Origin of the sequence: Cohnella cellulosilytica (assembly GCF_042431195.1) — a bacterium.
GTDB lineage: Bacteria > Bacillota > Bacilli > Paenibacillales > Paenibacillaceae > Cohnella > Cohnella cellulosilytica.
In genome coordinates this window covers 15095-34093 of record NZ_JBHMDN010000031.1, presented here as the reverse complement: position 1 = coordinate 34093, position 18999 = coordinate 15095, and the positions used below count along the sequence as shown (strand labels likewise).

At 47.0% G+C, this 18999-nt stretch carries 15 protein-coding genes; 1 reads left to right on the top strand and 14 read right to left on the bottom strand.

Going from position 1 to position 18999, the window contains the following annotated elements; genetic code table 11:
- Positions 1-48: 48 nt before the first annotated feature.
- The 12 genes from ACFFT4_RS21845 to ACFFT4_RS21790 form a co-directional block, all read right to left on the bottom strand.
- Positions 49-1149: a phosphate/phosphite/phosphonate ABC transporter substrate-binding protein gene (locus tag ACFFT4_RS21845; RefSeq protein ID WP_378050945.1), complete on the bottom strand. Its 1101-nt coding sequence runs from the start codon at positions 1147-1149 to the stop codon at positions 49-51.
- A gap of 815 nt (positions 1150-1964) precedes the next feature.
- Positions 1965-2504, bottom strand: a complete 540-nt coding sequence (locus tag ACFFT4_RS21840; RefSeq protein ID WP_378050944.1) for a GNAT family N-acetyltransferase — start codon at positions 2502-2504, stop codon at positions 1965-1967.
- Positions 2505-2589: 85 nt separating this feature from the next.
- Positions 2590-3111, bottom strand: a complete 522-nt coding sequence (locus ACFFT4_RS21835) for a DNA topology modulation protein (protein WP_378050943.1) — start codon at positions 3109-3111, stop codon at positions 2590-2592.
- 133 nt (positions 3112-3244) lie between these two features.
- Positions 3245-7456, bottom strand: coding sequence for a leucine-rich repeat protein (locus tag ACFFT4_RS21830; protein ID WP_378050942.1), 4212 nt, complete (start codon positions 7454-7456; stop codon positions 3245-3247).
- 135 nt (positions 7457-7591) lie between these two features.
- Entirely contained in the window at positions 7592-10189 is a 2598-nt protein-coding gene (locus ACFFT4_RS21825; RefSeq protein WP_378050941.1) for a winged helix-turn-helix domain-containing protein, read from the bottom strand.
- 152 nt (positions 10190-10341) lie between these two features.
- Positions 10342-11493 (bottom strand): YbfB/YjiJ family MFS transporter, encoded by a 1152-nt coding sequence (locus ACFFT4_RS21820; RefSeq protein WP_378050940.1) that lies wholly within the window; start codon positions 11491-11493, stop codon positions 10342-10344.
- 72 nt (positions 11494-11565) lie between these two features.
- Positions 11566-12144 (bottom strand): TetR/AcrR family transcriptional regulator, encoded by a 579-nt coding sequence (locus tag ACFFT4_RS21815; protein ID WP_378050939.1) that lies wholly within the window; start codon positions 12142-12144, stop codon positions 11566-11568.
- Between the two features lie 190 nt (positions 12145-12334).
- Positions 12335-13201, bottom strand: coding sequence for an SDR family NAD(P)-dependent oxidoreductase (locus tag ACFFT4_RS21810; RefSeq protein WP_378050938.1), 867 nt, complete (start codon positions 13199-13201; stop codon positions 12335-12337).
- A gap of 282 nt (positions 13202-13483) precedes the next feature.
- Complete coding sequence (locus ACFFT4_RS21805; protein ID WP_378050937.1) at positions 13484-13942, bottom strand: hypothetical protein; 459 nt, start codon at positions 13940-13942, stop codon at positions 13484-13486.
- A gap of 54 nt (positions 13943-13996) precedes the next feature.
- Complete coding sequence (locus tag ACFFT4_RS21800) at positions 13997-14320, bottom strand: DUF3024 domain-containing protein (RefSeq protein WP_378050936.1); 324 nt, start codon at positions 14318-14320, stop codon at positions 13997-13999.
- Complete coding sequence (locus tag ACFFT4_RS21795) at positions 14313-14858, bottom strand: 8-oxo-dGTP diphosphatase (RefSeq protein ID WP_378050935.1); 546 nt, start codon at positions 14856-14858, stop codon at positions 14313-14315. Before ACFFT4_RS21795 ends, ACFFT4_RS21800 begins: the two co-directional genes overlap by 8 nt.
- A 33-nt stretch (positions 14859-14891) precedes the next feature.
- Complete coding sequence (locus ACFFT4_RS21790) at positions 14892-15830, bottom strand: P-loop NTPase family protein (protein ID WP_378050934.1); 939 nt, start codon at positions 15828-15830, stop codon at positions 14892-14894.
- Between the two features lie 368 nt (positions 15831-16198).
- Between ACFFT4_RS21790 and ACFFT4_RS21785 the strand changes: the two genes are divergently transcribed.
- Positions 16199-16459 carry a hypothetical protein gene (locus tag ACFFT4_RS21785; RefSeq protein ID WP_378050933.1) on the top strand — a complete coding sequence of 87 codons (261 nt, stop codon included), beginning with the start codon at positions 16199-16201 and terminating at the stop codon, positions 16457-16459.
- Positions 16460-16550: 91 nt separating this feature from the next.
- Here ACFFT4_RS21785 and ACFFT4_RS21780 read toward each other — a convergent pair whose 3' ends face one another.
- Positions 16551-17570, bottom strand: a complete 1020-nt coding sequence (locus tag ACFFT4_RS21780) for a serine hydrolase domain-containing protein (protein ID WP_378050932.1) — start codon at positions 17568-17570, stop codon at positions 16551-16553.
- Between the two features lie 320 nt (positions 17571-17890).
- Positions 17891-18931: an ABC transporter substrate-binding protein gene (locus tag ACFFT4_RS21775; RefSeq protein ID WP_378050931.1), complete on the bottom strand. Its 1041-nt coding sequence runs from the start codon at positions 18929-18931 to the stop codon at positions 17891-17893.
- Positions 18932-18999 lie beyond the last annotated feature (68 nt).

The window sequence follows — 18999 nt, the reverse complement described above, 5'->3', positions numbered from 1 at the left end:
TCATTTCATTCCCACGCTTCCTTCCAGCTTCCTCGCCTTAATTCTCGTTTACTGCTTTTGACTCTTGATCAGCTCTTGAGCCTTGCGCTCATTATCGTAATCCGAGGATTGTGCTTCCTGGTAGCCTTCATGACTGTACACGGCGATAACTTCTTTTCCTTTGTCGGTTTGGGCAATGGCGATAAAGGCCTTTTGCAAGGCGGACTTGAACGAATCGTCCATCAGCGAAGAGTTTTTGCTTACGCTGATCGTATCGTTATAGATCCCTTGCGTAACCCCGATCACGTTCGTCTCGTCCCAGATTGAAGCGGAACGGCTGTACTCGGTTGTCCAATTTCCCTCATAATCCCTTCTTGCGTCGGCAAAAACAACAATAATATCCACTTGACCGGCTGCCAGACGGGCGAACGAGCTTCCGTAAGAGTCCGAAGTCACCACATGCTTCAGGTCAGTGATGCTCTTGTTGTAGTTTTTCTGAAGCCACAGTGTCGGATAAATGTAGCCCGCGGAAGACGAAGTGGACATTACGGCCCAGTTCGCGCTGTCCAGGTCTTCCCACGTCAAGGATTCGCCTGCGTTCACCTTGTCTGCCAGTTCTTTCCCTTTATCCGTTGGGCCGGCAATAACAAGCGAACGGTAGTAGGTGGCTTGCTTGTCTGTAGGCCCCGTCGGTTTGTTGTCGTTCCAATCCTTCGGATTGTCGGAATCGTTGGATAGACCCGCGCGGGTAGCGGTCAGAATAACGTCTGCGCCGTCATCGTACAGGGCATACGTTCCGCCCGGGATGAAACCGATGTCCGTCGTCCCTGCCGTTAAAGCCTCGCCAACCGCCTCATAGGTCGTACCTACATCGATCGTAACCTTTTCCACATTGTAGCCTTCAGCAGCCAATTGCTCTTTCAGCAGGTCCTTCAATGGATCTGTTGCCGTAATGATTTGATCAGGGTCTTTGGAGGGAACGAAGCTGACTTTAAGCTCCTTGATCTCTGTTGCGGACGGGGTTGATTCTTGCGCCGTATTCGTCTGAGATGCAGGAGTCGTACTCTCCTCTGCCGCTCCGTTATTTGCCGTGTTTCCGTTAGAACCGCACCCTGCAAGAAGGCCTACGCCCAATGCAAATACTGCAGTTAACATCCATCTGTTCTTCACGATCCAATACCCCCACTCTTATAATTCGGATTCGCCCGGTGCCTTGCCTCATCTTGCGCAAACCCAAATTCATCATACAAGCCCTTTGTTATCGAATGATTATCTACCTGTAAAAAAATTGAAGCGCTCATTTACAAAGAGTTAATCTTACGAAGATAAATCTCCGGGAATGGGGCAAAATAACACAGTGAATATCATTCAGGCTGCCGAATCCTTGCATAAAAAAAAGAGCAAACGGGGGAAACCGTTCACTCCTTGTTCTGCTGCCATCACGATTTTAGTCCGGTCCTATTGTCTCCCCCATCACAAGGTAGCGTTGATTCTTCAAGGTATCATTCTCGACAATCGCTTGAGTGTTCGTGTACCTGTACTCGTCGTCATTATGAACGGTTTTCCAGCCAAATGAAAACGAGAAGATGAAATGAACAAGAATCATGACTCCTACCGCTAAAATAAGCACCCCTGCTTTGTTTTTTCTCCGGGGACTCAAAAAAACCATATTATAAACGATAAGAATAATTCCATTCACGATTAAGCTTAATACGAGAGCAAGAATTTGTCCCACTACTACGCCCAAACTAAAGGGCTTCGCGTGAAACAAATACATCATTGTCCAGAAATAAGCCGCAATGATTAGTATCGTCAAAACTTCCACAAATGCGATTAGGAGCTTATATATCGTTTTTGTCTCCAGTTTTGCAAGTGAAAACAAAAGAGGAAGATACAAAAAAACAATTAAACCCATCACGATTTGCACAATGGTATCGATTTTAGCTGCTCCTTCACATCAATTTTACCTTTTCTTGGACCTATGCTTATCTTGATAACGAGTATAGCCATTCCCCATGACAATGGCTGAATTCCTCAGGCAGACCCTCGATCACCCGTTCAAAATGAAACCCCAGCTTCTCAATAATCTTCTTTGAGGCTATGTTCTCCGGATCTACTTTTGCGACGACCCTCTGCTGCCCCAGATTCTCCAAACAGTATTTCACAAACGATTGCATGGCTTCGAAAGCATATCCTCTTCCCCAATGCTCTTTTCCAATGAGATAATAAACTTCCTTGTCCGGCTTGCTGAACTCCAGTATTCCAATCCCGCACCATCCGATGACCTGCCCCGTCTCCTTCAAAATAACCGCAAACGAATACTTAAACTCCTCTTCATAACTTACCTCATAGCTTTCCAATAACCATCTAAAAAGTCCCTGATATTCCTCATAGGACAGAACATCAAATTCAAGGAATCTATATAATTCTTTGTCCTGCATCAAGCGATAGGAAGGCTCTAAATCGCTTAGATTATACGGTCGGATAATCAATCGTTTTGTCTCTATAAAAAGGTTTTTAACCATTCGGATTTATCCTCCAAATTTGAACGAATCTGCTTCGGTCTCTGCTGGCCGTGAATGTCGGGGGAATAGATGTCTTCGACTTTACCTAAAATTCCCCTTTAATCTTTATTCGATTTATGAATTCATTTACCTGTTTTCTTGTCCTTAAAATGATCACCTGTTTGCTATCTTTCACGGCCTCTAATTTGCCGATGATCCTCGATCCGCTTCTCTTCTTGTAGTTCCAAACCCATACAAAAAACGCCCAGTCCAGTTTTTCCGGGCATTCTTCATTCAAATCAGGTCTGGTTTTTCCATGATATTGTATCCTTCGCTTGATAATTCGATAGATACACAATATCCTTGGCAGATCTAGAAAAATGACTGCATCTGCCTTCTTTAATCTTAAGTCTAATGTTCTTGAGTAATTACCGTCCATTATCCATCGTTCTTGCTTTGCAATTTCTTCTACAAAATGATCCCATTCCTCGTTAGGAGTCGGCACCCAATGCGGTTTCCAATAATATCTGTCCAAATGAATGATGGGCAGATCCGTTGCCCTGCTTAATTCTTGAGAAAGGGTCGACTTACCCGAACCGGCTGATCCAATGACTATTATTCGGTCCATATTATCTCTCCTGAATTAGGAATGTATCCTCCTGATTATTCTACCCTTCGAATTTCAAAACTATCTACTATAAATTATTTTTCAATGAAGGTGCTTCTACGCACCTTCAGAAATCAGACCTGCCGTGTGACGACTATTCGTTATCTTGATTTTCCAGCATTCTAAGAAGCAGGACCACAGCTTCCGCACGGGTCGCCGCATCGTGCGGCACGAAGCGGTTGACGCCGCGGCCATCCACAAGGCCATGCTCGCGCATAGCTTCAACTGCCCCTTTCGCCCAACGCGGAATATCCGCATCATCGGCGAAGTCGGTGGATACTCCGCCGGCAGTCGGCAGTCCCAGCGCTCGCGCGATCATGGTCGCCATCTCCGCGCGAGTAAGCGATGCGGCCGGACGGAAGCTGCCGTCGTCATATCCCGCGATGATGCCCGACTGCACGGCTTGGGCAACGGCTTGTCGCGCCCAGGCTCCAATCTGCGCGGCATCGGTAAAGCGCGGCGCAGCCCCGGCTTCGTCCGGCTGCCATGCCCCGATCAGCATCACGGTAAATTCGGCGCGCGTAATGAAAGCATTCGGTCTAAAGGTACCGTCCGGGTAGCCGTGAACAAAACCCTTCATTACGGCTTCCCGAATAGACCGTTCCGCCCAATGACCGGCAATATCGGCAAATGACGGTTGAGGCGGTTCCGGTTCCGTCTTCTCGCGCTCAATCGTTAGCGTATAGGTCCTGTGCGTACCATCTTCTGCCATGACCAAGATTTCAATCAGGTTCGTGCCTTCCATGAGAGGAATACGTACATTGGCGTTATCGATCGTTAGCACTTCACCATTAACCTTGATTGTGGCAAGACGATGTGCCGCCTGGACGGTTAAGATTACGTTTGCTGCACTATGCGCAACTTGCGCCTCGTACTCGGTGACATCCTCGGAAAACGCGGGCGTTAACCGTCCCTCCGACAAGATCAGTTCGCTTAATTTCGCATTGTTGGAGCCGATATAAGCCCCTCCGCTGCCGCTCTGGTCATCCGCTCGAATCCGGAATCGTTCGGAAACCGCGTAACCTTCGTTCCCCGCTTGATCCTCGGCTCGAATGTGCAAATACCAATTGCCATTGGGGCCATGACGATTCAACGTATTCCCGTTAATAAACCCTTGCCAATCGGCTTGTTCATCCGGCAAATCCGGACTTGTCGACCAGACATAACGGAGGGTGGCTGCATTGACACCGCTACTATCATCAAGCACAGTAACCTTGCTGGCAATGCTCCGTAATGCGCCCACGCTTCCATCCGGCGTAAACCCGATCACAGGCGCCGTCCTGTCGATACGGATACGAAATTGATCCGTTAATGCATTGCCCGCTTCATCGCTGGCCTTCAACCCTAACGAATGATCCCCTTCTTCCGAGAAAATAAGCGGTCCGCTGTAATCGACCCATGTCTCTCCTTCATCCAACGAATAAACGACGGAAGTGACAGTTAGCCCTTGCGCATGCCCGGCATAGACGTCGGCGGTGACACTGCGATTCGTCCATGCCCCGCTAATATATTCTTCTTGATCATCGTCTGCATATACCAGCCTGGGTTCCACCATTAATCCGCTTCTGCTGATCTTCACCGTCTGCTCGGCGATTTCGCTCGCGTCCCCCAATTCATCGATCGCCTGCGCTTGAATAAGGGTCGTTCCTTCTGCTGCGACTTTCAAAACAATGGGTAGATCGCCATAGGGATAATCTTGCCATCCTGCATCGCCGACTTTAACACGAATCGTCTGCACTTCGTTTAACCTCTCGTCTGCAGATTCTTGCTCAATGGTTACGTTCACTTCAGTTGCATTCGTCCATCCCCCTGGATCAAGCGTGATGGTCGGTGCTGTCGGTTTGCCGCCATCGACGGTTAAATCGATTGTCCGCGATTCGCCGAACAAAGAAACGGTAATAACCGCTTTACCCCCTTTTAGGGCGGTAACGGTTCCCTGATCCACGCTGGCGATCTCTGGATTCACCGAATAGGCGGCAATAGCCGTACCGGCATACGATTCATGATTCTCATGCGTCACGTTCACCGTGATCTCTGTCGATTCGTCGAGGTCCAATACGTTCTTGGCGATGTCGGCATCCCATGATAGAATCGGGTTTTGCCATTGCAGGAATGGCATTGTTTGTTCATTGTATTGGTACCACGCATTCGTGAAATCCCAATCTGCAAACGTGCTCCGCGTCATTAATTCATCCGCTGTCCTAGGCATGCCGATCCCGTTATCCGGCAGCGTCCCCGCATATGCGCTCTCGTTCCAGTAGGAGCTGTCTATATTAATTGCAGCCCCTGTAGAAGCAGCATTTTCGCCTACCAATCCGCCAACGTCCGCCGCACCTGTCACTTCACCAATCGCATAAGAATGGATGACTTCAATCGTACTGCTGGGCAAAGCATTGGCTCGGTTATACCCGATCAAACCACCCACATATTGTTCTTCTCCATAGACTTCCCCTGTCGCATAGGAATCCTCAATCCTGATCGTGCCGCCCGGCAAGGAGAAGTTCCTCCCTACCAAACCACCCGTTTGTTTTTGACCTGTGACTTTGCCTGTCGCATAAGAACCGATAATTTCATTCGTACTGCCGGCATTAGCCGTCTCGTTATTTCCGATCAAGCCCCCCACCTGCGCATTGCCTGTGACCTCGCCCGACGCATATGAGTAACGAATCGTTTTTGTCGCGCCATGACTGCCTTCATTGTCTCCTACCAAGCCGCCTACATAGTCAGCACCTGATACGTTAACAGCAGCGAATGATGAGGTGATCGCGGCGCCATAATTCCATCCCGTCAAACCGCCGACTCTATTCTCTCCCCCCACAGTACCGCTGTTGATCGAGTCGTTCTCAATAACTCCGAAATTGGCCCCTGCCAGACCGCCGACGTAGTTCCCTCCGCTGATGGAAACATGATCCAGCCGGACGTTGCGGACTATGCCGGTCTCCCCCACAGCTGAGAATAATCCTTGATAATTGCTGGACCGATTAATCGTCAATCCCGTAATGGCGTGCCCGTCTCCGTCGAAACTGCCGTTAAAAGGAACATTATGATTCGACGGGTCATACCCTTCTGCGATCGGCGCCCAGCCTTCTCCTGATTGATAATCCGATAAATCAATATCGGCTCCAAGCTTGTAGTGGGCTTGAAGATCATGGCGCACGTCATCCAGTTGTTCGGGTGTTATAATGATGTATGGATCTTCCCCTATTCCCGAGCCGCCTGCATAAGTATTTAATGGTTCGAAGGCATGATGATTCGCTTCGGCATACGCCCTGACCGACGTTCCGGTATATCCCCGCAACACAAATTCCGCTGCATTGCCCTTAAAAACATCTTCCCCAAATTCAGGATCACCCAGAATGACGGCCTCTGTCAGCTCATTTCCGGCAAATGCCTCCCTCGCAATTTCCCCTACATGTTCAGGCACAACAATTTTGTTCAGTTTATTCCCGGCAAATGCAAACATAGATAGGGTCTGCAAGCTATCCGGCAATGATAATCGTTCCATATCATTGTCCTGAAACGCTTGGGGCCCAATCCTTCTCACGCCATTCGGAATGTCCGCTTCCGTTAGTCCGATGCCCATAAAGGCGCTGTTTCCGATTTCCTCCGTGTCCGAATGAATATCGCCGCTGATCGTCCCCTGAACCAACGTCTTTCCATCCTTCGTATATAGCCCCTTCTGGTCGATATCTTTGTACACTGCATTATCCTCATCAACGGTAATTTTTACTAACGGATTATAGATGAAGGCAAGTTCAGTTTGCGTGACATTTCTCGGAATATGAATCTCCGTCAGCTTATTTTTGCCAAAGGCATTTGACGAAATCTGTGCCACATGATCGGGTATGGTAATTTCTATAAGATAATTCTCATAAAACGCGCCTGAGTATATGATTTCCAGACCACTGGAAAGTTGAACCTTCGTTAGTCCATTACTCCGAAACGCATAAGCATCGATTGTAGTTACACTTCCTGGAATCTCAATTTCATTCAAACTGTTGTAAGCAAAAGCATTCAGTCCGATAAAGGTAACGCCGTAAGGGATTTCAACTTTCACTAACTCCTTTTCCCTGAATGCTCCAGCCCCTATCTTTCTCACGGATAGCCCCTCTAATTGGTTGGGGATATTGATTTCCGTCTCGCTTCCTGTATAACCCGTAATTGTCGCTGTGCCATCTCCATTATCCGTATATTCAAAACCATCCTCAATTAACGGTGCAGCAACAACTGTTACCGGCATTTCTATCCCTATCAGCAGGGTAGCAAGAATAAGCATCCCGATTGTTTTCCAACGAAATCTGCCCATTTTCCCCATCCTTTCCATAAATGAAGCCCTGCCTTGTATGATACAAGGCAGGGCTTCGTTATAAAATCGGCCTCTCCATTAAAATGGCTAAAAGGATGAAAGGGGTGGATGAGAAGTTTGTCGAGTCAACACCCATTATCGGATTCCATTCGAACCCTCATCTTGCTGCGGCAGAAGTCCTCGTTGCTTGGCGCGCTCCAAGGCGGCCATCCTGTTGTGAACCCTGAGCTTGTCGTACAGATTCGCAATGTGGGTTTTCACCGTTGAGATCGAGACGCCCTGCCTGCTTGCGATCTGTTGGTTGGTCAGGTCTGTCGTTAACAGTTGCAAGATGGCTTCTTCCTTGGCGGTTAGATGAATGTCCAAGCTGAGGCCAACCTCAGTTTCCCCGCCGCCGTAGACAAACGGTTCATATTTTAATAACCGTTTCACGTAGGCCAGGCTGACTTTATGCTTTTGCTGACGGTGCTGCTTCTGTCGGATTTTGAAATATTGACGCAATAACGCCATCAGCGGGCTTCCCGCGTCGATGAACGTACGCAAGTAACCTTCCGGTTCCGCCCATGACAATACCTCCTCCAATCGGTCCATACTCAGCATCGTGTTCCCCTGCCGTTCGGCAAGCAGACTGTGCTGAATGAGCAGACGCAGTCGATCGCGTTTCCTTCCCGAGCGCTCGGCTGCATGAATCAGCCGCCCCAACAGAAATTCCGCTTCGTTAAGCTTGCCTTGTTCCATTAACAGGCAGGCAAGCGTTCCGTATTCCAGCAGCATCGTGCTTGGAATTTCGTCCTTCCAGCGCAGATTCGTACGCTGCAGCCAGCGCATCGCCTTCGGTACGTCGCCGGCCATCCAGCGAATGTAAGCCTGATAGACATCGATATAGGCGTTGAGGTTCGGATACAATCGGGGCTCGATCTTCTCCTCGACATCGTTCAGCAATTGATTCATCCTGTCGAATTGCCCGCGAGCACAAGCAAGCTTGGCAAGAAGAATATGACCGAAGGCGATAGCAATCGGATTATGGTAGGCCTCGCCCAATTGTTTCGTCCGCTCCCAATGTCGCTCTGCTTCCTCCAGCCGATTCCATTCATACATGTACTCCCCGTACCCCATATTCACATCCGCTTCGGCGAAATAATGCCGGATTCCCGTCCAGACCGCCAAATAACGACGATAGACGCTTACCTGTTCCTTCATATTGCCAAGGGTGTCCACAAGCGCCCACACCGGAATTTGCAAATCTCCTTCGCATCCAAGATTCGTAAGATGCACGCCATCGGGAAATTCGCTGACAACCCGTTCGGCCAGGTAAATCTCGGTGTCGAAGTCCTTATCAAAATAGGCGCATTGCATCTGTGCGACCAGTAGCCCGCTTCGAAATTGCTGCAGTGCCGATTCCGGCAATTCCGATTGCATGCGAGCGAGTTGCTCGGATGCCCGCCTTATTTTCTCTTTCGCCGCATCGATCTTGCCAGTCAACAGCATCGCCGTCAGGACGCTGGTGAGCACGGACAGCTTGTCGTACAGCAGATCGTCCGGAATCCGGTTTGCCCAGCGCAAAAAAGCGTCCAGATCGCTTTGCATCAGACCGGGCATCAACCGCTCAAGCAAATTCAATGCTTGTCGGTTATGCTCGCCCGCCAGATAATGCTCCATCGCTTCGGCCGAATGGTCGTGGGCTGCCAGCCAGTCCCCGGAAGCCAGGTGAAGGTCCTGCTGCAGCATCTGACCCTGATCGTATAATTTCAATCTTAGGAAGTCCTGGAACAAATGATGATAGCGGTACCACTCCCGCTTCTTGTCCAAGGGGATAAGAAACAAACTCATCTGATCCAACTGCTGCAATATCTCATGGCAGCGGTCGATCTCTGTCACAGCTTGACACAGCTCCGCATTCATCCGTTCGAGTATGGAGGTGCGCAGCAGAAATTGTTGGACGTCGCGGGATTGCAGATGGAATACTTCTTCGAAAAAATAATCCGCAATGTTGCGATGTTCGCCGATCAACCCTTGAATAATCATCGCCCGCCCGGTCTGATCGTGAGAAGAAAGCGCAATTAAGCGCATTCCTGCCGCCCAGCCCTCGGTCTGCCGCAGGACGACTTCCATCTCTTGTTCCGTCAGGCTCATTTTCTGATTCTCGTTAAAGAAAACGAAGGATTCTTGCGCAGTGAAGGCGAGCTCGCTTAAATCCAGTTCATTCAAGGTTCCTGCAGCGCGCATCTTGGCAAGCGGCAGCGCAGGGCATATGCGACTGGCCATATACAGATGCAGGTGATCCGGCAAGCATTCGAGCAAATATCCGATCCCCCGCAGCAATAACGGATCGTCTGCGTAGTGGAAATCGTCCCATACGATTACCGTTGACTCGGCCACGCGATTCAAGCTGTTCAGGAGCGCGGCAACAAACGTTTCGCCGGACGGATCCGCCGTTGCGCAGCGAACAACGGATTCGTCATCGAACGAAGGAAGGGCCCGCTTTAACGCAGCAATCGTATGATGCCAGAAGCGCAGTCCTTGACGATCCTGGCGATCCAATGAGATCCACGCGACAGGGCCTTCCAACTGCGCTGCCCACTCGGCCATCAGGGTCGTCTTTCCATAACCTGCCGGCGCTGTAATCAGCGTAAGTTTAACCCCCAGCCCCCGCTCCAGCCTCCCGTGCAGACGAGGACGCGCGACAAGCGCGGTCCTCGCTTTCGGGATATTCAGCTTAGTTTCAATAACCATTTGAACCTTCCCCTTACGTGTAGTCGGAACGAAATATTGCCAGGATAGGCTTCAGATCCCTCTCTGGAACAATTCTCCCTCTATGCGGGAAGTCGATAAATGCCTGAGCCTTATTCCTCATTTGTTTGACATCGTCTCTTAATATATCGGTATCATTCGGGCATTCGTATACAACTGATCCCAATCGGCAAGCCGATTGCCCCCAACAGCACGACAGCGGCCGCGCCGATCAAAGCGCTGCTGTAGCTTCCGTAGGCCGAAATCAGGCTGCCGGCCACAAGCGGACCGATAATCTGTCCCGTTCCGAAGAAGGTCGTAAGCAGTCCGATGATTTGCCGGTTATTTTGCGGATATATATCCTTTGCATAGGCAACAAATAACATCGTAATGCCCATAAACGTTCCGCCGAACAAAAGCGCGCTGACAATCAAGCTGACGGATGACGGAAAAAGAACCGGCAGCGCGATTCCCGCAGCCTGAAGCGCCATGGAGATGGCGAGTGTCCACTTTTTCCCCCAACGAGAAGCAAGCACGGACCAAACGAGACATGAAATCACTCCCGCTACGCCAACCAACGTCCAGCTAATGGCTCCGATATTCGAAATGCCGGAGATCGTCTTGGCATAGGCGACAAGATAGGTACCCGTTACGATGTAGCCCAACCCTTCAAGCCCATAAGCAATCATTAACCAGACCAGAATGTGTCTGACGGACGCGGTTTGCTCCCGGGAGGAAACGGAGATTGAAGCAGGAGAATCCGACCGTTCTTTCATCATCAGCCAAGCCGCCGCTCCCAAGATCAAGCTGATTGCGCCAAGTCCCTTCCAGGCCATCGCCCAATCTCCACCATCCGCCAAAATCGGAACCGCCAGTCCCGTCAGTAAAATCCCCGCTCCAACCCCGCCATAAAACAATCCGGCTTGAAATCCGGAAAGCCGATCCATCACGATACTGGAAGCGATCACGAACACAACCGCGCTGGCGATACCGGATAAAAATCGCAGCAGCAGCCATCCGTCGAAATCGATCAACTCCCCCATTCCCCATGTTGTTAACAGGCTGGCCGCCAAGCCTCCCAGCAAAAACACAGTCCGGCTCCTCACTTGAATAAACGACAGGACCAAGGCGCCGATCAAATACCCCAAGTAGTTGCTTGAGGCCAAATAACCCGCACCGGCCGGAGACAATAAATGATGCTCGAGCATCAGCGGCAGAATCGGCGTAAAGGCGAAGCGCCCTATGCCCATCGCTGCCATCAAGGCGGCAATGCCGCCAATTAAAAGAATAACGGTTTGCTTCTTCATCTATCCTTCCCCGTTCCGCTCCAGAATCCGTATCGCCAGATGGAATTGCCGCCGAACTCCCAAATGCGAACATCAAACGTCATCGGAAGGTCTCCTTTTCATCCTTTCCAGGAGATCCCACGCTCCGTTTACGGCCATGTCCATCTGCTGCGGATTCTGTCTGGCTCGGGACAACACATAACCTCCCTGAACGACGGAAGCGATCATGGCCACCAAAGCTTCAACCGCAATATCTTGCTCAAGCTCGCCTTCCTGCTTCGCTTGTTCGAGCGTGCGGACCAATATTTCCTCCAAATAAGAAAAATACTCGGCTATCGGATGGATCAGCGAATTTCCAACCACGGCTTCTTCCTGCGCAAGCTTGCCAAGACGACAGCCTCGCAATCCCGCTCTGCTGTTTAATAGGTAATCTCTGATTCGATCCATGGGCTTCTTATCGGTCGCAAAAAGCGATTGAAGCGCCTCGCGCATCTCCTTCGACACTTCATTCACGGCATGGCGAGCGAGATCTTCCTTGCCCCGAAAATGGTGATAAAAGCTCCCTTGTCCTGTGCCGCTCTCTGCTTGAATCGTTCGTGGGCTCAAAGCGTCATAGCCTCGATCCCACAATAGCTCTTTAGTCGTCTTCAACAAACTATCCCGCGAAGACATATACTCCCTCCTCAAGCTTAGATTTAATTGCATTATACATACTAGTAGGTACAGAAATCAAATTGCGTGTACGAAAAAAAGGGGTGTTCATCCTGAGCCAAAAACAACCAAACAAGCGAGCCCTGTCTGTTCGTTCGGGTTCGCTTGTTTTCGTTTTTTTCGAGATCGTCTGCCGAAATAGAAGGGTTGATCAGGGGTTTGGCAGCGCCGGCAGCGGCCCATTGGCAGCAAAATCGATCCAGTCGCTTATAGCCGACCATCGTTCTGCCTCGGCCATTCTTACCGCTTCGATCTGACGAATCGTCTTGACGGAATCGCCGCCGAGCAGAAGGTGAGCGGGCAATGTCTCGGCGTCGGCAAGGCATAGAACGACCTCGGCGACCTTCGCGGGATCTCCCGGTTCGTTGCCCCAGTAACCTGCAAGCTCCTCCATAACCTTGCCGACCGATGGTTGATATTCGGGCAGCAAGGAGGGACGATTGTCGAAGGCGCGTTTGCCCCAGTTGGTGCGCATGCCCCCCGGTTCCAGAGCGGTCATCTTGACCCCGAACGAAGCGATCTCTGCTGCGACTGCCTCGGTAAAGCCGCCGACGGCCCATTTAGACGCGTGGTAAGCTGCATTACCTGCGGTGGCGAAGCGACCGCCAGCCGAAGACACGTGGAAGATATGACCGCTGCGCTGTCGGCGCATGATCGGGATTGCCGCACGACTAAGATTCACAACCCCGAAGAAGCAGGTGTCGACCAGCCGACGGAAATCCTCGGACGGTACCTGCTCGAAAGGACGAGTATCTCCATAGCCGGCATTGTTTACCAGGACATCAAGCCGGCCAAAGGCATCCAGCGCGAGTTGGACCGCGGCCTGTGACGCTTCCTCATCGGTCACATCCAAGGTGGCGACTCGAATCCGAGCGTCGCCATATTGCTGAATGAAATCACTCAGCTGTTCGACATTGCGAGCTGTTGCGACTACGTTATCACCCTTGGCAAGCGCTGCTTCCGTAATATTTCGTCCCAATCCGTTTCCGCTTCCCGAAATGAGCCACACTTTTGACATGCAATTCGCTCCTCTGATTTAAGATTGTGTTGCTTAGCAGGCCTCTCCGGTGGCCTTGTGTCTATTATTGTAAGGCGATCATAGTGAAGGAGATAGTCGGATTCTGCCTGATTCTTGCCTAAAACTACGATGATAGATATACGAATATACGAAAAAATCACCTTCAATTTTGCTTTCGAAGGCGATCTTATATGCCGATTTATTGCTGATTCCCATGTCTTCCTATTTGAGGAGTATATCCTTCAATCTCAGAAATATTACCTGAATCCTCATTTACTCCTCCTACATTTTAAAGCTTTCTATTCCTCCGGATTTTTGAAATCGCCTTCCCTCCTTAACCTCCCCGATATATCCGATGATGTCCAAAATAAAGTTTTCTGTATCCAACTTTCGGTTGTCTTCCCATTCCTCAGCCGGCGCAAAAGCGTTCAAAATAATCTCTTCACCGGACTTGATATGTAATCTATTATTTTTAGCCTCAATTTTAAATTCATTGCCTCTCGAACCATTTGATGTTTTTATTGGGTAACTTAGGTATACATTGTTTTGAGCGATCGTGAATCTGGACAAGTTCTTTAGTTTGAAGGTATAGGCTGTTCCATTCGGCATTTCGGATTTTTCAATAAGTTCGATTTTTATTTGATCGATGTCCGTGGTTTTGACCTGCGGCTCCGAATTACATCCTGTTAGTACAATGAATATAAAAGAAATCATGATTATACTTGGGACCAATCGGCCCATTTGTATTGACCTCCTTTCAGAATGGTTTAGCTATCCTTTGGTCTCTCCTGTCCCTCAAGCCCAAAAAATATCGTTTTTATCGATTTCCTTTAATTGTTTTTCGAAATCTTGATCAGGATTTATGTCATCAACAAAATGCCACTTATTTCTGCTATCCTGCCAATAGACCTTCCATAATGCTTCTTCATATCTGAACTGGGCAATCGGGTACTCAAACCGTCCTCCCCTATATCCTGGTTTTTCTTGACTTAAAGTGACTGTTTTACCCCTAAATTTATAATGAATTTGAATTTCATTTTTGAGATGTTTCGGTATTTTTTTATCGATATAGCTTTGAAGAATTTTTTCAATTCTCTTTTTCGTAAAAGCATCAAACATCTTCATCGCTCCCTGGTTGATATCCTGTTCTGGAGGAACTGACTCCCTCGAGTCTGCCCTCAATATAGTACTTTTCTGTTTTTTTCAATTCTACATCGTTATTCTTGTCCCAAATCGTTGATTGTTCAAATACTCCCGGTTGAAAAAATAAAGGAATTCTTTTCCGAAACCACTCTTGCATCGGGAGATCGTCCGTTTGGTCCTTATCGACCCACAACAATTCTCCTTCCGGAGGATTCTCCAACAGTTCGCCTTCGAAAGAGGTAACCAGATAATTAAACACCATATATCTAAGGCCGGCATTTATCTCACAAAATTCATTCAGACCTTTATAGATGATCTCTTTGACGATTAATCCCGTTTCTTCTCTCACCTCCCGAATGGCGCCATCTACAATACTCTCTGGAAAATCTACTTTCCCGCCAGGTGAGATGTAGCCTGGAAACCCCAATTTTTCAGGCCGATTCATAAGCAATATTCGATTACCGTCTTGAATCATGCATAAGGTTAAGAGCTTATACTGCACTTCTGAATTCATCCTGGCTCCTCGTTTCCTGATCTTTGGGCATGTCTATGAAATCCTCTCAAATACGGTTCCTTCGTCCTTCCTGTTAGCAAATAAATCCTTTTCCGTTATCCATAAGCCCGTAACCTTCGATTTATCCGAAATAAAACTTACAAGCACGCTTATATCATCCAGATAGAATTGGGTAGTACTTTTCGGATTCATTCTTTTATTTCCGAAAATCCACAAACTGTCATCCTTCAATTCCACTGAAATTCTCAGATCCATATCCTGATTATAATATTGACCTGAATATTTTTTCAGTAATGAGGTTCCAAGATCAGGGTCCGGAAAATACTTTAAATTGAGTTTTTCGAGAATCTGTTTCTGGTATAACCCGTAGTCTCCAGAAGAGTTTTCAATTATCTCGGCCGAAACGTTGATCTCATGAATAATCTCGGCAGCAATACGGGAATATTCAAGGAAAAATGCGATGTGAGATTCAGGTCCCTGTTCCTTGCGATTTATAAAGTAAGGCTCATTCCCGTATTCATTATGCTTGCGTACCAAATATTCTCTTCCGCCCCGGATCTCAATCATCTTATGAATAGCGGTTGGTGCATCCTGTTGGTAAAAATAGATCAACCTACACTCTTCCTGGTTCAACCGATTGCCGACTTTACTAATCAATGTTTTAATAATTTCTCTATCGACATCTTTGTGCAGTAAATGAACGATAGGACTCTGAAAAAAGGCAGATTCCATCAATACAATTTCTTCATCCGGAAAATTGTTAAGAAACTTAGCCCATCTCTCATAATAAGCTTCAAGGAATAAAGAATGATCGGTATACCCTGTCGATTCAATAATCGGATGATCATACGTCGTTTCAAGAAATAATCTACAGGTAAATCCATTCCGTTCGAACTGATTCGATAAAAATCGTGCAAATGTAGATTTGCCCGAACCAGGTATACCTTCAACTAGTATAATTTTCTTCTTCATGGGATCATCCTTAAATCAGTTGGTTTTAGTCACGCCGGTAAAAATATATTTATCAGCTTATTTAGGGCTACCGCAACCAAAGTCTGTCCCCTCCTCAACTGGTATACTGCAACATAGCAATTCAAAAGAAACTGCTACATTCATCATTATGTTATCATAAGCATCAAACATCAATGATTGCGGTTAGAAAGGAGTAAGGCATGGCAAATATCGAACACTTGCAAACCGTAAATGCTCCGGCGTCTAAGGTGTATGAAACTTTAACCACCGCTGAAGGACTGTCGGAAATATAGACCAATGAACTCATTGTTAATAATCAGATTGGCTTTATTAATGAATTTCGATTCGGCAGCGATGACGTAACTAAGATGAAAATTGAGGAATTGATTGCCAATGAAAAAGTCGTTTGGCAGTGTATAGACTCAGATGCAGAATGGATTGGTACGATTATTTCCTTTGATATTCAAGAGAAGAACGGAAAATCTTTTATTACTTTGCGTCATATGAACTGGAAAGAAGTAACGCCATTCTATCGCTCCTGTAACTACAACTGGGCTTTTTTCCTTTACAGTCTCAAATGCTATTGTGAAGATGGCGAAGGCATCCCCTATCATAAACGTAAATTTTAATCCTTCCAAGTTATATTGCTCATTCCACTAATGGGGAACGACAGCTTAAAAACCGCCCTTTTTACCAAGGCGGTTTTCTTATGATCACATCTTAACATAATATTATTTCATCAATTTTGCTTGCAATCATTCCGGCTCCTTTATTAATATTACCAATAATATGGGCATGTATTTTACTTTTTGCATATACGGATGATTGCATGATTACACCTGGATCGCTTCCCATAACATAGTACTTAAAAATGCTGTTTCCGATCATCATAATCCATACTCCATATCCATAATATATATGTTCATTTTCTTGTATATGAGGAGTTAATAAAATATTTGTGTATTCAGGTGAAAGCAATTGATTGTTAAGTAATGCATCCCAAAATTTATGCAAATCATAAACTGTAGCAAATGAACCGCCATCAGGCCCGCCTATAATTGGAACGGAATATATATTGCTCCTCCAGGATTGCTCACTATCTATATATCCGATTGCTGTTCGCTCCGGCAGTTGATCCATTCTAAAGTACCCAGAATCCAACATTCCGCATTTACGAAAAATATTCTTTTCAACATAGGCTGTAAAATTTAACCCGGTCAAGTGCTCAACCACTAGACCCAAAAGTATAAATCCTGCATTATTGTACGAGAATCTTTCTCCCGGAGAAAACTTCATTTGTTTATTCTGAAACATAGGCAAAAAGTCTTTAGGTGATTGAACGGAATACATAGGCAATGCCTTCCACAATCCTTCAAAATCATCCATGAACTCTTCATCAAAGTAATCCGGTATTCCAGAACTATGAGTTAATAAATGATGTATTGTTACTCCGGCATCGAAATTAGGAAATGAAAAATCTACACAATCCTTCAAATAGGTATCAAATGTCAACATATTATTCTGAACAAGTTGGCAAATTGCAACGGCAGTGAAAATTTTACATCCAGATGCCATTCCAAATCGTGTATTTAAAGTATTTTCTATTCGTTCGGATCGATTAGCGAACCCGAATCCTTGTCCGAAGATCACATCTTTATCTTTAATTAATATTGCCCCCGAAAAAGGGAGTGTTTCATTGTGTTTCTTAATGATATCTTCAATTGATAAAGAGAGATTCATTGTATTGGGAGCCTTTCCGCATAGGATATAATTATCCGTTTTATTATGATGCCAAACAAGGTCTGCTATCTCCGAATGTTCTTCTTCCTCAATATGCCTACAAAAAAATCTGCAATAATCATTGCAGATGCTTCAAAGTAAATGCTTTAAACATCATCTCAAATCGACTTGAAATTATTGTACCATTTCTTTGTAGAAAAGCCTAAGATTGAATTCCCAACCTTCAAGTAACAGAACTCTACACTTTATATACGTAGCAAAAAAGGCTGCTTCCAAACAAGCAGCCTTTCCGCGCTTAACTCACAGGTTATGCCAACACCCTATGGCTGCTGCTTTCCTGTTACCGCGGCCACCACATCGTCAACTCCCATACTGGCAGCGATAGGACCAACAGACATCCAATGTCTAGCCGATACATTAAATACGTGATTTTGTTTCGCAGCGGGAATCGACATCCACAATTGCGATTCTTCCAATTTTATCACATTATCTAACGCTTCTTGATAGTCTTTGACCGTAGAAATGCTGCCTCCCACAACGACGAACAGATAATCGGAGTCAAAATCCGGAAGCTGCTCCAGCGACAACGAAGCGCCAACATCCCCATCCTCCGTTTTGAGCGTATCCTCTACCATTTTAGCCGGAAGCAGACCCAGATCATTATACAGCACTCTGCCGAATGTAAAATTGGTGAACAAATATACATCTTTTTCGCTTGGGCGCATGAATGATACTGTTTTATCAATTCCAACCGCCTGTACGATGGTCTCTTTAGCTTGTTTTATTTTATCATCATAAGCTTGAATCACCGCTTGTGCTTGGTCCTCCAAACCCAACATCCTGCCGATGTCCACAATGTTTGTTTTCCAATCAGACGGATCAAAGGCCACCGTTGGAGCTATTTTGCTAAGCTGATCGTATGCGTCCTGATCGATTGCATTTTTGCTGATTAGAATTAAATCAGGCTGCTCTGCCAGAATGGCTTCCAAATTCGGCGCCCAGGTATTGAATGTCGGAACCTTTAATTCCTTTAACTGGTCATCCAGATAATAACCGTCCATACTGAACGCATACACCATCGGAGCGTTTAAAGACAGCATAATATCTTCAAATCCATGAACGGCGATCCGTTCTGGATGCGCTGGAACTTCTGTCTCTCCATATACATGATTTACCTTTTGAGTTTGGGATTCCTTCGTTTGTACGGCTGGCTGAGGGCTATTCGTCTGAGCGGATTGTTCGGCGCCATTCGCATCGGTATTTGTCTTATCCCCGCAAGCGCTGATGCATACCGCAAGCATGAACGCCATGAACACCGTGAGTAACCTTGAAAATCTTCTTACTGCCTGCTGAACTATCATATTTCTCCCCCTGATTGATATTGATTATCATTTTCGACTTGATAAGTATATCTCACGATTCAGGGGAT